Origin of the sequence: Actinoallomurus liliacearum, assembly GCF_039542035.1 — a bacterium.
Classification (GTDB): Bacteria; Actinomycetota; Actinomycetes; order Streptosporangiales; family Streptosporangiaceae; genus Actinoallomurus; species Actinoallomurus liliacearum.
Window position 1 is genome coordinate 295709 of record NZ_BAABHJ010000003.1, and the last position, 16759, is coordinate 312467.

Here is a 16759-nt window from a genome sequence, read left to right on the forward strand (position 1 = left end):
GTGTCCGATGAGCCCTGGGGCGGTTTCGTCTTCAACGAGGACGAACGGCGGCTGTTCCTGTTCCTGATGGGGATGGAACCGCCGCAGGCCGTTCCCGGGCAGGTCTTCGGTCTCGCGCACGCGCCGAACGACCTGGCGGCCGAGCTGGACGCCCTGGCGCAGCTCATCGAGGAGACCCTCGACAAGGTCGACGGCGCGTTGCCGGACGAGGTCATCGCCCAGTACAAGGCGATGCTCCGGGAGCTCACGGGCACGAACGGCTACGGCAGCCACATCGACGAGATCAGGAACGGCGCCCTGGCCGCGGCGACGCAGTTCGGCAACTGGGCGCGCAGCCTGGGCCAGGCGCAGATCCAGATCATCTCGACGCTGATCGCGATGCAGATCCAGCTCGCGATCATGGCGGCGATGGCGTTCTTCACGGGCGGGGCCTCCCTGGGGGAGGAGGCGATCGCCTACAACTCCGCGCGCCTGACCCTGACGATGATCCTGCAGCGGCTGACGTCGCTGATCGAGTTCATCATGCCGACCGCGATCCAGGCGGCGATCGGCGCGCTGATCATGATGGCGGCGAGCCTGGTCTCCACCGCGCTCGGCTACGGCGACCCGAACAAGCCGATCAACTGGACCTGGGTGGCCGAGGGCGCGGTCGGCGGCGCCCTCGCCGACCTGGGGATCCGCGGCATGGGCGCCGGGCTCAGCGGCCTGGGCAAGTGGTTCGACGGGCTGGCCACCGGCAATTTCAAGAAGTTCCTGGACAACAACATCGTCACCGAGCTGAAGAACATCGGCGGCGACTTCATCAAGATGGGGGTGGGCTCGGGCATCGCCGGGACGATGGCGCCCGGCCTCGTGGAGGGCTACTGGCAGTTCGATCCGATGATGATCGTCGGCGGCGGCATCGGCGGCGCCCTGTTCGGCTCGATCACCCGGGGCGTCCACCTGGGCCCCGGCGGGTACCAGACGAAGAAGATCGGCGGGCCCGGCGGCATCTCCGACCTGCTCGCGCACGACCGCCTCGGGGACCCTCCCCCCGAACGCGGACCCGGCGATGAATCCGGCCCCGGCGGACCGGGCGGCGGACGCCCGACGCCCGTGCCCGAGTCCACCCTGGAGGTGCCGCCGCCGCAGAGCACGCGTCCCTCGCCGCCGTCGCGTCCGATGACCGTCGAGCCTCCCGAGCGGATCGGGACGGTCGGGGAGAACGACCCGATCCTGCGGACCGGTCTGGAAGACCCGCTGACCGTGAACGGTTCCCACGGCCCGGAGACCTTCAACGAGGTCCCGCCGCCCACGCCGACCTCCCCGGTCCGTTCCACACCGGTCACCCCGTCGCCGGAGAACCTGTCCCGCTCGAACCCGGTGTCCCCGGTGGAGGGCCGCACACCGGACCTGAGTCCCGTGTCGCCCGTGGAGAGCCTCGCGCCCCGGACGAACCTGACGCCGCCCGCCGCACCGCCCGCCTCGCGGAACCTCACGACGCCGAACGGCGAGGTCCCGGTGGCCCCGCACGAGGAGATCTCCGACCCGGCCCTCGCGGGCGGGCGCGCCGTACCGGGCACCACCGGTGCGGTCCCGTCCCGGTCCACGAACACCGAGACCCCGGTACAGCCGCCCTCGGCGGCGCCGCGCGGATCGCAGCACCCGCCGACCGTCGAGGAGACCGTGACGCCGCCGTCCCGGCCGCAGACGACATCGACGACACCACCCGGGACGCCACCGCGGTCGGAAGCGAACACCGACGCCACCGAGCCGCCCGTCACCTCCCCGTCCACCTCGGTACGGAACGCGGCCCCCGGCGGCCGCCCGGCACCCGAGACCGTACGGCCGAACGAGACGACGACGCGTACGAACGGCTCCTCCACGCCCGCGGAACCGCCCGCCGAGTCGCCCGCCGTTCCGGTCCGGACGGAGTCCGGCCGGCCGCCCGCCCCCGGCGGCCGGGAGTCCGGACCGCAGCTCGGCAGAGGGCCGGGCGCGGCCACGGGCACCGGCCCCCGGTCCGACGCGGAGACGCCTCCGGAGCCCGTACGGACCGAGACCGGCTCCACCACGAATCCGGTGCGTCCCGACGAGCGTCCGCAGGACCCGCCACCTCCCGGCGAGGAGGAGACGCCCACGACGCACCGGGAGGCGAACACTTCCACTGACGAGCGGCCCGCGACGCCCGTACGAACCGAGTCCACCACGGAGCCGGCGGGTCACGACGAGTCTCCGCAGGACCCGCCCGCGCCGCACGAGCATGACGGGCTCCAGACGGACGACGTCACGCCCGGCGGCCACCGGCCGGACGACGTGCTGGTGGACCCCATGGCCCTCGACCACGGGGACGTCACGCCGAACTTCCGGTTCGACGCCGCCGACCCGGTGGCGCAGGGCCGGCTCAACCTGGACCAGGCGGCGCTGACGGAGCGGCACGAAGGGCTGCTCGGCGACGAGGACCGCCGGTTCTGGCAGCAGCGGGAGGCCGACCGGCAGGTCGACGCGGCGATCGCCGCGTACCACGAAGGACCGAACACCTTCGGCGTGCCCGACCGGGGGGCGAACTCCGACCCGAGGATCCGCCTCCGCGAGGCGGGCATGCCCGACCGTCTCACCCGGCCGATCACCGAGGCCTACCGCGCCGCTCTGGCCGAGGACGACAGGGCGCGGGCGAACCCACCCCGGATCATGCTCGGCGGAGGACAGGAGCTGGTCGACCGGCCCCCGACGCTGCACCAGCGGCTCACCGCCAAGCTGGAGACGGTGCTCGAGGACAACGAGTACTCCGCGTCGCCGTCCGAGGTGGCCGAGCTGCTGCTGCGGCGGGACCAGGCGGCCGAGCCGGAGGGCTGGGCGCGGAAGGCGGGTGTGCCGGACGATCTCGTCTCCACGGTCGCCGAGACGTACCGCACGGCCCGTGCCGAGCAGAACCACGCCGCGCCGGACGAGGCGGTGCCCTTCGAGCAGCGCCTGACCGACGCGCTGGAGTCCCGGCTGTACGGCCTGGACCACGACCTGGCCCTCTCCACGGTGGCCGACCGGATGATCCGCGAACAGGCGAGGCTCGACGCCGACCGGACACGGCCGTGGACCTTCGAGGTACGGGACCGGTTCGACGCGCGGTGGAAGCCGGAGTTCGACCGCTACCTGCGCGGCGAGCTGACGCGGCCGCAGTTCGAGCGGTCGTTCCAGGAACTGGTCGACGGGCTGCACGATGAGCTCGAGCTGGAGGCGGCGGCGCGCTCGGCGCGGGCGAGCGCCAAGGAGGCCTTCGACGCGGTCGTGAACCGGGATCGGTTCTCACCGGCCGAAGAGGCGCGCGCGCTGACGCGGTTCGTCGAGGCGAACGACGCCGAGGTACACCGCATCGCCGAGAAGGTGGGCCTGCGTGGCGGGGCACACCGCGAGAACGCCCTGTACGACTTCGCGGACGAGGCCAGCCCCCGCATCGCGGAGCTGACGCGGGGACTGCGGACGCGGCTGGAGCTCGAACACGAGGCGGATCTCCACTTCCGGCGCCTGGCGGAGGAATCGGGCCTGGACGCGGCCTCCGACCGCGGCCGGAGCCTGCGGGCGGACTACGGCGCGCACTTCGAGGCCTACACGCGGACCCTGCCCGACGGCCGGGAGACGCGCACGCTCACCCCCGAGGAGTTCGAGCGGCACGCGGCGGAGCTGGGACCCGCGCTGCGGGAACTGGACGCCCTCTTCACCGCCCGGATGCGCGCCGAGATGGCCGAGGACGTCCTGCTGGTCGACGCCGAGGACGCGCTCGGCGACCACGACCTTCCCTGGCGGGAGATGTCGGACCGCCCGCGCGCCGAGCGCGAGGCCGTGGACTACGACGCGGTCCTGGCCGAGTTCCGGACCGACCTGCGCGCCGAGAGCACCCGGCTCCTCGGCGGCCGTTCGCCCGCGGAGCTGACCGCCCGCGACTGGGAGGAGCACACCCGGGAGCTGACCGCGGCGTACGAGCGGCTGGTCGCCGAGCTGCCCGGGCGGCTCGACGAGCACGCGGGCCGGGCGGCGATGCTGCGCCGGGTGGACCGGGCGCTGGAGGGCACCGGCAGGCCCGACCCGCACGTCGAGCGGGTCGGCGCGGACTTCCGCGCGGCGATGACCGACGCGTACAAGTCGGTGGTCGGCCGCCCTGGGGAGGGCGTCTGGTCGTACGACGAGCTGATCAGCCGGGAGGAGACGTTCTACCGCGACCACTTCCTGCCCTACCTGCATTCGGTCAACGAGCGCCTGCGGTTCGAGGCGCGTCTCGAGGACGTGCTCGGCGAGGGGGGCGACCGGTTCAACGAGCTGACCTCCGAGGTGAACGAGCTCACCGGCCGGGCGCAGCGGCGCTACGCGATGAGCGAGGAGAGGTTCGAGGAGCTCGCGAACGACTTCCGGGCCGACTGGGCGAGGCTCTACCACGAGCACTTCGGCCCGAGCGACCGGAACCTGGCGAACTGGCTGGAGCTGGAACGGTCGCAGAACGACGTCTTCGGCACCACGCTCCGGGAGAGCTGGGAGGCGTTCCAGGCCGAGGTCGACGCGCCACGGCTGGCCCGGCTGCGCGAGCAGGCCGCGGCGGAGAACGCCCGGACCCGGGAGCGGCTGGCGGCCATCTTCGCCGGCATGGCCCGCCGGGCCCACGCGCTGGAGAACCTGGAGCGCGTCTTCCAGGAGGGACGTCCGGACCTGCGGTCGCCGAACGCGCTCGCGGACTACCGGGCCGGCCAGGAGGCGCTTCGGACCCGCCTCCGCATCGAGATGGGCGCGGCCGCGAGCGAGGAAGATCGCACCACGGTGCTGACCGAGGCGAGCGAGGGCCTCGCGGCCCTCCGTGAGCAGGTCCAGGCCAAGGAGGCGGCCTACCGGGACTGGAGCGAGAACCCGGAGTGGACGCTGGACCTCCGGCGGCTGGAGCTGACCCGTACCCCGCTCGCGGAGTACGAACGGCGCGCCGGGCTCGCGCCGGAACCGGAGCCCGTGCCCGCCGTCGTGGAATCCCCGGTGAACCGGCGGCCGTACGTCGAGGACGTACCGGACGAGGCGAACGCGCCCGCCGAGCACCTGGAGCAGGCCCAGATCCTGCTCGAGGAGACGCCGCTCGAGGTTCGGGAGACGCCGCCGGAGGTCCGGGAGGCGCCGCCTGCGCTGCGTCCGGAGACGCTCGCGGCGATCGATGCCCGGGCCGCCGAAAGACTGGCCCGCCTGCGCACCGAACTCGAGCAGCGCGACGAGGCGCACCTGGCGTTCGACGCGGTGCTCGCCGAACAGCCGGACCGCGGCTTCATGTTCGGGGTGCTCGAGCAGGTCGCGAGCGCGCGCGAGTGGTTCGTCCAGCAGTGGACCACCACGGAGGCGGGCAGCCGCGGCGGGCTGGAGGCCGAGCTCACCCGGCGGCTGGACGAGGCGCGGGCGGTCGCCGACGCACGCGACGCGTTCGCGCGGGAGGTCGTCTTCTGGCCGATCGTGCGCAACGTGGACCCGGCCTTCCACCACAGCCCCCAGGCCACCGCGCTGCGGGACGAGTTCGTCCAGGCGCTGACCGACGGCCCCGCCCCGACGGGGGACGTACGGACCCGGTTGGTGCAGGACTTCCGGGGGAGGTACGACAGCGCGGTGCGCGCGTGGCGGCGGCAGCTCTTCGCCGACCGGGCGGCCGAGACCGCGCCGCCGACCCAGGACCCGCAGCACGCCGCGGACCTGGACGGTGCCGAGGGCCGGCAAGCCGACGCGGCACCGGAGCCCCCGGTCCGGACGGTGACGACCGACCGTTCGCCCGATCCGGAGTGGACGCCGGAGACGGCGTCCTGGTACCGCCAGGAGCAGGCCGCGCTCGCCAAGCGGATCACCGACTTCGTGGACGGCCGGACGCTCGACCCGTCGACGCAGGCCCGGCTGGCGTCCGACCACGAGCGGCAGCTCGACGCGCTGCATGAGATCGCCGAGCGCCGCGACGTCGCGCGGCGGGAGTTCACCCGCTTCCTGGCCGAGCAGAGCGACGGCCAGGTGACGCTGCGGTCCGGGACCACGGCGAGCTGGGTCCGCAGCCACCTCGAGGACCTGCGCCGCCAGGTCGACGACCTGCGCACCCCCTACATCGACGAGCACCTGGCCGCCGTGGCCGCGCAGGAGGCGGAGGAGCGCGGGTGGACGCCCGTCGCCGAACCGTCCTACGCGAAGCCCGGCGACTGGCGCACCCACGGGTGGCACGCCGCGGAGGCGCGCCTGTACGAGACCCTCGAGGCCACGTTCGCCCGGCACGACGCCGAGGCCGTCGTGGAGACCGCCACCACCGCCGACCGGGCGGCGTTCGACGAGGTCTTCGAGTCGTGGGCCCCGGAGGGCGCCCGCGAGACGGCCGGCGGGTACCTCGACGCGGTCCGCGACCGGGCGTGGAAGGAGTTCGACCGCCGGATCCTCACCGGCGAGCAGGAGCGGCAGGAGATCCTCGACGGCCTGCCGGATGAGCTGGACCGGCAGGCCGCCCGGCAGGTCGCCCTTCAGGCCGGCCGGGACGCGTACGAGCGCGCCTTCCAGAGCTGGTACCAGGACCGGGGCCGGCGCCTGGGCGACGCCGACGAGGCCCTGCCCGTCGTGCTGACGGAGACCGTGGCGGAATCCGTACGCGCGGGACAGCGCCCGAACTTCGAGCGCGAGTGGGAGACCGTCGTCGACGAGTTCCTCGCCGGCGTCTCCGATTTCCGCGCCGCCCTGCCGCGGATCCTGCCGGACATCCAGCACGCGGCCGATCACCGCCTGCGGGACCTGACCGGCGACGACCTGTGGCAGGCCTTCGACCGGCGCGCCGGCCACGCGTCGGAGCAGGAGCGTTTCACCGAGCTCGTCTCCTCCACCGCCAAGTCCTTCCGGGGGAACCTGCCCGAGCCCGACCGGGATCTGCTCGCCGCGCTCGCCGCCGACAACGCCGTGCCGTCGGAGCCCGGGCGCGCACAGGTCCTGTCCGATGGGTGGCGCGAGCTCGACGCCGCGTACGAGGAGATCTTCCCGCCAGGGGCCGAGGTCACCGCCGAGATGCGGCAGCAGTGGACGACGAGGTTCGACGCGGTGGCCGCGTCGCTGCCGTCGCGGCTGGCCCGGCAGACCGCCCGTGAGGGCGCGCTGACCCGCACCCTCGCCGACGTGGACACTGCGATCAATGCCTGGCGGACAGCCCGTGAGGGCGGGCTGACCCGCACCCTCGCCGACGTGGACACCGCGACCAAGGCCGGGCGGACCGCGCCGCCGGAGACGCTCAAGGAGTTCCGGCAGCGGTTCGGCGTCGAGTTCGGCGGCGCGCTGCCCGGCGGCGTACGGCGGTCGCTGGAGCAGTCCATCGCCCGGTCGGTGAACGACCGGTTCGGCGAGCTGTTCACCGGCGAGCGGACCGAGCCTCCGGCGGAGCGGCTCGAACAGTGGCGATCCTGGTACGGCGAGACCACCGGCACGTCCCGGCTGCACACGTTGTTCGCGCGTGAGACGGCCCGGCAGGGCGTGGCCGCGAAGTCCGGGGAGGTCTTCGCGGCGGCGTACGAGCGGTGGCGGCAGAACCATCCGGAGCCGGTGCTGTCCGGAGACGACCTCGCCCGCGCGCGTACCGGCCTGACCGAGCGAATGATGGCGGCCTACGACGAGGTCTTCGGTGGCCCCATCGACAAGCCGGAGGACCTGGCCGAGCGGGTCGGGCTCTGGGACCAGCGGGTCGAGCGCCTCACGTCCGAGCTTCCGGCCCATTTCGCCTTCGAGGCCACCGTCCCGGCCGCACTCCGGACCGCGGGCCGCTCGTTCCAGACCCTCGGCGAGGGCCACGACCTGGACGACGCCGAGTGGGTGGACGAGACCGCCGAGTCCTTCCGCGAAGAGTTCTTCGACGAGTGGCGCCTGTGGTGGGCGCCGCTGGACCGCGCCACGACGTCCTCGGAGGACGAGACCACCGCGGACCTGTTCGAGGCCGGCCGCGCCGAGGCCATCGCCGAAGCGCAGTCGACCATCGGCACCGACACCGAGTCGATCTTCAGTAACGAGTCGACCGTCAGCACCGAGACGGCCGTCAGCACCGACACGGCCATCACGCCGTTCGTCCCCAAGGACGCCGCGGGACCCGTCACCCGTCTCACGTCGTCCGACCACGAGGATTCCTCGTGGTCGCCGGTCCGTCTCGGGCCCGAGGGAACCCGGCAGGAGTTCCCGTGGTTGAGCAAGATCAACCCCATGGTGGTCGAGGGCGCCGACTTCCTGACGAACTGCCTGCTCGTCGCGATCGCCATTCATCTCACGCTGGAAGAGGCGCGGCTGAACCCGGAGGAGGATCCGGAGCTGCTGGCCTGGTTCCAGGTTCCGCCGGACGTCCGATCGCCGTACGAGTACCTGGCGAATCTCGAGAAGGGCGACCCGATCGACGTGCCCGGGTTCCGGGCGATCGAGGACGCGGCGCTGGCGGCGGGGTACGGCGCGCACGGGATCGTCGTGATCGGCGCGCACGGCACGGACGTGGACCACCTCGTCACCGCGGTCAACCGGAAGGGACTGGTCGTCTTCCTCGACGGCCAGCGGCGGGACGAGGCCGACCTGCCGGACGACTTCCGCAGCCTGCAGTTCCTGCCGACCAGCGAGGGCTTCCCGCGCGAACTGGTGGCGGCGCGGCCGGAGCCGTGGCCGCACGGACGGCTGCTCGGCGCGGACCCCGGCGTGGGCCCGTCCGATCTCCAGGCCCGGATCCAGGACCCGGCGGCCGCGACGAACCCGGCCGGGTTCACGAGCCTGGAGACGCCGGCGGGAGAGCCGGACATCGTCGACCGCTGGCTCGAAGCGTCCGCGCTCGACAACAAACCGCGTTCCTCGGCGTTGCAGGATCTCGACGCCGCGGTGGCGAGGCTGCGCGACGCTCGCGACGACGTCCGGGCCATGCGCGCGGTGCTCCACGCGATCGACGAGTGGAGGACGCCGAAGAACGGGCCCAGCGGGCGGGATGCGGCGGTCGCCCGGCTGCAGGCCACGGTCGAAGCGGATCTGACCCGCCTGCAGGACCTGACCGAGGCCGGTGGCCCGGAGCCCGTCGAGCCCGGCCTCGGCGATGTCTTCGGCGATCGGGATCCGGAGGAGACACAGGTCGCGCTGCGCGACCTGGAGGCCAGGTTCTTCCCGCCGGAGCTGAGCCTCGGCGTCGAGCATCGAGCCGACACGGTCGTCACCCCCCACGTGGACGGGAGCACGTACTTCGGGGCGATCGCCGAGGTCCTCGACACCTTGCACGGCCCGGGTGACCGGCTCTACATCAACTCCTGGTACCTCAACCTCGCGACCCGGCTGCGGACCGGGGCCGGTGAGCCGAACCTGGGCGAGCGGCTGGTGGCCCTGGCCGAGGCCGGGGTCGACGTGCGGGTGGTCGTCGCGATCCCGCGGCACTCACTCGGCTCGTCCGGAGCGCCGCTGCTCCAGCAGGATTTCCTGCACCTGCCGTACGGGACGATGGTCGGGGGCTTCGCGCGGACGAACCTCTACTCGGTGGAGTCGCTGCGGAGCGCGGGCGCCGAGGGCCGGCACCCGCTCGCCGACCGGGTGCTCATCGACTGGGGCGGCGGGTTCGACTCCCGGCACGAGAAGACGACGGTGGCCTACAGCGCGACGACAGGCCAGTTGCACGCGTTCGTCGGCGGGATGGACTACGCGCCGAACCGGTTCACCGATGCACGGCACGACGGGGCCCCGCGGTACAACTACACGCACGACGCGGGCCTGCAACTGCAGGGGCGTGCCGCGGAGGAGGTGTTGCGGAACTTCTGGACCCGCTGGGACGAGGCCGCGACGCTGCCGGCGCGCAGCTACTGGTCGAACGGGCAGCGGGAGCCGTACAACGCCGCGGTCAGTCCCAAGCCCGAGTCGCTGACCCCGGAGTACTCGCCCACGTTGGTGCGGACGTCGAGCCGGTCGTACCCCGATGCCGGAGTACGGATCTGGCGGAGCTACGCGCCTCACCGGGTCACTCCTCTGGGCGACACCCTGCGGCTCGACTGGCACACCCTGCCGAAGGGCGGCGTGAGCGAGGTCTCCGACGGCCTGACCGCGGCGATCAACGCCGCCAGGACGTACATCTACGTCGAGGACCAGACGCTCAACCCCTCACACGTCGGGAACGTCTACAACAAGCACGAGGTCCTGTTCCCGGCGGTCTCCCGGGCGCTGGCCCGCGGCGTCAAGGTGATCTTCGTGACGCAGGGCTTCCCCGGCCGGGGCGCCAAGTCCTCGGCCGACGCGACGCCCAAGGTGTCCGGTGAGATCGACGCCTTCGTGCTGCGCGGGCTGACGCCGGAGCAGCGCGCGAACTTCGCCCTGTTCACCTTGAAGGACACCAAGGTGCACTCGAAGATCGTGCTGGTCGACGACGAGTTCGCCTCCATCGGTTCGGCCAACTTCTGGGACCGCTCGATGGTCGGCGACGAGTCCGAGGTCACCGCGGCGATGGTGCACCCGGGCGGCCCGAACTCCCTCGTCGCCGATCTGCGGGTGCGGCTCTGGAGTGAGCACCTCCGGCTGCCGGAGACGGAGTCGGCGGACGCCGATCTTCGTGACCTGAGCGTCGGGCTCGGGTACTTCCGCCGTGCGTGGGGCACCGGGACGACGTCCGACATCTCGGAGAGTGTGCTCGAGGAGGTGCGCGACCACGGCCTCGTGAGCCGCCTCATGGGCCGGGCGGGCCCCGCCGACCGGGGCGAGGGCATCGCGCCGATCCTGCGGCCGGGGGAGTCCGGCGTCATGACGGCGCACGATCTGGACGACCCGGTGCGGAGCCTGCCCGATCGGCTGGAGCAGGGGCTCACGGAGATGGGCGTCGACCGGCGCGTGCACGCTCTGAGCACCGGCAACCTGATCCGGCTCGTGCAGACGCCCGACATGTGGGGCGCGCCCATGACGAAGGACGACGTCTCGGCGTTCGGCGACCGGGCCGTCGACGAACTGGCCGGCACCGTGCGCGGGATCATCGGCAGCGGTACGCGGCTGATCGACGTCGTCAGCCTCCTGCCGCCGACCGGCCGGATCCACGAGGCGGTGAAGGACGCCCTTCTCGACGTCGCGTCACGAGAGGACTCCGGGCCTGTCCTCGTGCGGTTCCTGTTCGGGAACGTCCCGCTGCGTGACACGTTCTCCGAGTTCGTCAAGGACCTGAGGACGTTCCTCAAGGACAACGGCGTGCCGATGAACCGGATGACCGTCCTCGCCGGGCAGTTGTCCAACGTCCTCAAGGGCTTCTGGAACCATTCGAAGATCGTCGCGGCCGACGGCGCGGTGGCTCTGGTCGGCGGTCACAACCTCTGGGCGGAGACGTACGGCGGTTATCCTCCGGTCCATGACGTCTCCGTCGAGATGATCGGCGAAGGCGCCCGGCACGCGCAGGACTTCGCCGACTATCTGTGGGCGAGCGGTGGCGGCGATCTGAAGGTCGAGCAGATCACCGCGGATTACCGAGCCAGGACGCTGTCTCCCGGCCCGGCCCGGAACAAGATCGCCCTCGTCGACCCGGCGGAGCTGCCGCACACCGAGCCGGACCTGAGCCGTGGCGCTCCGGAGCAGTGGCACAGCGGCCGGGCTCTGTCGCTCGGCCGGGCGGCGTTCCTCGGCGACCAGGCCAGTGACACCGCCAAGGAAGCGGTGATCAAGAACGCGCGTCACAGCCTGAAGATCAGCCAGCAGGACCTGGCGTTCACCGGTTTCACCACGGAGAAGGACCACCAGGTCGCCCGGTGGATCGCCGAGGCGCTCGTGGACAAGCCGGAGCTCACGGTCGACATCGTCGTGTCATCGGCCAAGGCGGGCGCGGTGAACGGCGCGTACAGCTGGGGGTTCGGCGCGCCCGGCACGTACGCGATGATCAAGCGTTTCGTCCGGACGGTGGCCGATCCCGAGGCGCGGGGAGACCGCGCCGAAGTCATCGAGAGCGCCCTGCGGAGGCTGAAGGTCGCGCCCTTCGTCTTCACCGATCACGACGGAAGCGAGCGGGGATTCGCGTGGCCGGACCCGCCCGCGGGTACCATCGCACGACGGTACGAGCCGGGCTCGAAGTTCGCCATGTCGAAGAAGACCGTTCCGGAGCCGGCGAACCACGCGAAGGTCTACATCGCCGACGACGCCGTCTACTACGTCGGATCGGACAACCTGTATCCGCACAAGCTCGCGGAGTTCGGCTACCTCATCGAGGGTGAGGCCGTCCGGGACCTCGTCACCAACTACTGGGACAAGCTGTGGCACTACGCGGAGCCGCACGCCACGGACTTCCACCGGGACATCGTCGAGGACTGGAAGGCCGAATCGAGCCTGGGGACGCTGCACCCGCGTTCGGCGGCCCTGGCGGAGATCGACCGGGCACTCGACCGCTGGCAGCAGGACGGGCGCCTGGACCCGTCCCGGCTGGAGCACAACGAACGGCAGCTCAGGGACGTCCTGCGCGCGATCGACCGGTGGCGGAACGTCAAGCAGGGACAGCCCAGCGCACGGAGCGAGGCCGTGGACCGGCTGGAGGCGAGCATCCAGCGAGAGCTCGACTCCGTGCTGGCCCGGTCCCTCTCGCGGACCGACCCGGCCGAGCACGCACTGGGGCTGCTCGACCAGCCCGTGGGCGCGGAGACCGCCCTGGCCCGTACGGGTCCGCCGACTCACGCCGATCCGTCCGCGCCCATGGACCTGCGGCCCGCCGAGAGCGTCGCGGAGGAGGACGTCTACCCGCTCATTCCGGCCACGGACCTGGACTGGAAGCAGCGGGTCCTGGAGGCCGCGCGGCAATCGGACGGCCTCTACAAGTGGTCGCCGTCGGGGCCCGATGCCGAGGACGGCTTCAGGCTGTTCATGGAGTGGCAGGGCGACACGAACGACTTCGCCCGGTGGCTCCGCGGCGAGGGGCCGGCGCTGTCGTCCGAGAGCAGGATGAACTGCTGGGAGGCGCTCCTCTACACGGCCTACTGGACCGGCGCGGTCGATCGGACGTGGCTGGAGGGGATCCATCAGCAGGCCGCCCGGGCGGCGATCGGGGCGGTCTACCGGGCGCGCCAGGCCGGGGAGCCGGATGAGGAGGCGCTGGCGGACGCGCTGGACAATGCGTACTTCGGCACGCTGAGAGACCTCATCACGGCCGGCGACTTCACGCGTCATCCCGTCGACCCTCGGACCGGACTGACGACGCGGGACATCCAGGCCGGGCATCTCGTGGTGTTCGGTGACATGAACCACGTCGCGCTGGCGCTGGGAACCCGGGACGCCCTGGGACGTCAGGAGGTTCTCAACAACTGGAACTTCCCCGAGAGGGAGCCGGGGCGGCCGACGACTCTTCCGTCCGGTCCGGGGTTCCTGCAGCGGACCACGGTGGAGGAGATCCAGGAGGCGCTGTCCCTCCTGGACATGGCCACGACCGTGACCTCCGCGGCACCGGCGTGGCCGGCGGCGCGTTCCACCGCCGACCTCCGAGACGGGACGCCGGTTCCGGTGGAGGAGCCGGGCGCGAAGGTCGAGCGGCCGGCGAGTCCCGATGAGTGGCTGGACCGGCGGTTCGACGCGCCGGTGGTCAAGGTCGCGACCGAGCGGTACGACCCGAAGGTGAACTTCCTCGCGGGCGAGTCGGAGAAGAACTCCGCGTGGGAGACGCTGATCCGGATCAACGTGCAGCGCGTGCAGGCGGAGAACGGGACCTGGGTTCGCGTGCACGTCGTCACGTTGCCGGTCAGGCCCATGTTCGGCGTGACCGAGGCCGACGTCAGGGCGCTCCAGTCGTCGCTGAACCGCATCTATGACAAGCATGTGAACCGGGGATACAAGCTTCCGCGGTCGGGTGATCAGCTGTTCATGGCGGTGAAGCTGGTCGTCGACCCCGGTCACGGGGAGGCCGTCGAGATCCGCCCCGGGCGCACCGCGGAGGCCCCGGACCTGAAGCTGACGCGTCCGGACGCCCGGCACTGGGGTCTGCGCGACTTCCTGGTCGTGCTCGCGCATGAGTCGTCGCACGCCGGTGGGCTGCCGGACGAGAACCTGGACTCGGAGTCGTTGTTCCGGCGGCTGGCGACGTTCACCGTCGTCGGAAGCGACGGGATCCGGCGGCCGGAGCCGCGTTCGGCGGTGAAGTTCGACGGGCTCATGGCGGGCGGGCCGTTCGACCCGGCCCAGGAGATGCCGGCGCGGTACCTGGAGCGGATCGAGTCGGTGGTGGACGCCACCGGCGTGCTGCGGGACCACCCGCTGGAGTCGTCCGGCGCGCCGGCCTTCGCCATGGTGGTGACCACCGAGCAGAGCGGCGCCGCGGACACCGTCGCGGCCTCGTCGATCTACGAGGTCGTCGGCCGGCCGGACGACCGCCCGTCTCATCCCGCCGCGTCCGCCCCGGGCGGCTCGGGCCTGAAGCGGCCCGCCGAGGACGAGGCCGACTCGGAGCCATCGGCCAAACGCACGCCGGGAACCGAGCAGGGCCTGACCGCAGGGGAGGGATGGTCGGCGCCGGTCCGGACCGGACGGATCACGGCCGCAGCGACGGAGGAGGAGCGGGGCCGGGCCTCGAGTGGTCCGGCGGCGAATGCCTACGCGTTCGATCCGGCGATCGTGCGGGTCTGGACGCACCGCGTCCTGCAGACCGGGCTGGCCTCTGTCGGCTTCTACAAGTGGGTGCCCTCGTCGTTCGACGCGAAGGACGGCTTCCAGCTCGCCACGACGACGCCGCGCGGCACGAACGACTTCGCCAAATGGATCCGCGGTGAGGGCCCCGTGCCGTCGGAGCGGAGCGCGATGAACTGCTGGGAGGCGTTGCTGTTCACGGCCCATCTGTCCGGGGCCGTCGACAAGGCCTGGCTGGAAGGGATCCACCAGGACGCCACCCGCGTGACGGCCGAGGCCTTCCGCACGCAGTTGGCCGTGGTGTCGCCGTCCCGCGCGAGGTGGGAGGCGGACTACGCGTACGCCGAGGCGTTCGCGCGATCGATGCTCGCCGGCGAGCTCACGTCTCATCAGGTCGATCCCCGGACCGGCCTGATCACGCCGGCGATCCCCGAGGGGCATCTCGTGGTGTTCGGCGCCCTGGCCCATGTCGCGCTGGCGCTCGGAACCCGTGACGCCCAGGGCCGCCAGGAGATCCTGAGCCACTGGGTGTACCCCGAAGGAGAGCCCGGGCGGCCGAACCTCCGGCAGGGCACCGTCCCGGGATTCATGCAGAAGACCACGGTGGAGGAGCTGAACCGCGTCTTTCCCCCGCTCGGCTTCCGCATCGTGTCCGCGCTGCCGGCGTGGACGGTCGCCCAGACCCACGCCGCTCCTGGACATGAGGCGGCCGGGCCGGCGGCGTCGCAGCAGCCGCGCCCGCCCGTGGACCCGCTGACCTCCCCACCACCCGTCCTCTTCAGCCCGGTCTATCGCCACGCGGCCTGGCCCGTCCTGCGCGAGGGTCACGAGAAGGTTTTGGCCTCGATTCTGGCCGGACGCCAGGGCGCGCACGCCGCCGCCCGGTTCGCCGTACGGACGCTGAGCGCAGACCTGTCGGCCACACGGGGGGCGGGCGCCGCGTCGTGGTTCGCGACGGAACAACGACCGGTCGGCTCGCGGGCGGAGCTCGAAGCCCTGCTGGCCCGCCCGGACTGGGCGGTGCCCGAGACGATGGCCGCCTTCGCCGCCGCGGTGCGACGGCAGGCGCCGCCGAACCCCGCCGAGGAGGCCCTGAGCCGTACCGCGGCGTGGCACACGGACATGCGGCAGGCGCGCGGCTACCGCCTGGCCGACGCGCCGCTCGACCACGTTGAGCGGCTGTTCTCCGCGTACCGGAACCTGACGGCGAACCACCCGGATCCGCTGCCGGAGACCGATCAGGGCCGGGGGATCCTCGCGGCGATGATCGCCTGGCGGGTGCCGCTGGGGGACCCGCTGCACGGCATCGTGCTCGCCTGGCAGCGTGCCGGGTTCGGCACCGTGAAGACCCGGTGGGCGCTGAACAGCGAGGCGGCGGACTTCTACGAGTGGATCCAGACGGCGTTCACCCCCCTCACCGGCATCACGGACGCGCGGGCGAAGATGGCGTTGCGAGCGCCCCACCTGCTCCTCCACGAGAAGTTGGGCAGCCCGCGCCTCCTCTCCAGGACGGGGTTCGCGTCCGATGGCCGGTTCGGCGGGCCGGGGGGCGGTCTTCGCGGGGGGTCGCGGGACACCGGGGTCGATCCGATCGCGGCGGGTTGGCCGATCGGGCGGGAGTTCACGGTCGGCGGGCCTCGCGAGGGCGGCCTCACCGAGGTACCCGCTCCGGTGCCGGCGAGGACGGGGAAGTCCGCGGAGCGGTGGTTCAGGTACGAGCGCGCGTCCGAGTTCCGGTCCGTGCCGCTCCGTTATGACGTCAGTGACGCGGGCCGGGTGCGGCTTCCGGACGGGCGGACGCTGTCCTCGGACGGCTGGCTGCGGTTCGGCGACGACTTCTTCCACGCTCCGACGGGCGTGTTGCTGCGGGGTGACAACGGCTGGGTCGGCCAGGTCGCCAACGCGGACGAGTTGCGCGAGGTCCTTGGCCTGCCCGGGTTCGAGGTCACGCCCTACACGCTCGTCGGCGGGCCCTCGGGCATCCACCTCACGCCGGTGGAGGCGCAGGACGGCCCGGACGTCCTCGTCGCGTTCTCGGACCACGGCGCGGTGATGACGCCGGCCGAGGAGGCCTCGGCGCTGAAGCGGCTTGCCGGGGACGACGGGAGCCTGGAGCCGCCGGCCAAGCGCGCGCGGTTGACCGAGACGGTGGACACGCCGTCGCCGCGGTCGAGCTCGCCCGAGGACTCCG

The 16759-nt window shown here is 72.4% G+C and carries 1 protein-coding gene (only partly in view); it reads left to right on the top strand.

Annotated features, from left to right (window positions below; all coding sequences use genetic code 11):
• Positions 1-16759: part of a protein-glutamine glutaminase family protein coding region (locus ABD978_RS07210; RefSeq protein WP_345350341.1), annotated on the top strand (this coding region is incomplete at its 3' end). Its footprint extends 34920 nt past the window's final position; the window shows 16759 of its 51679 annotated nt.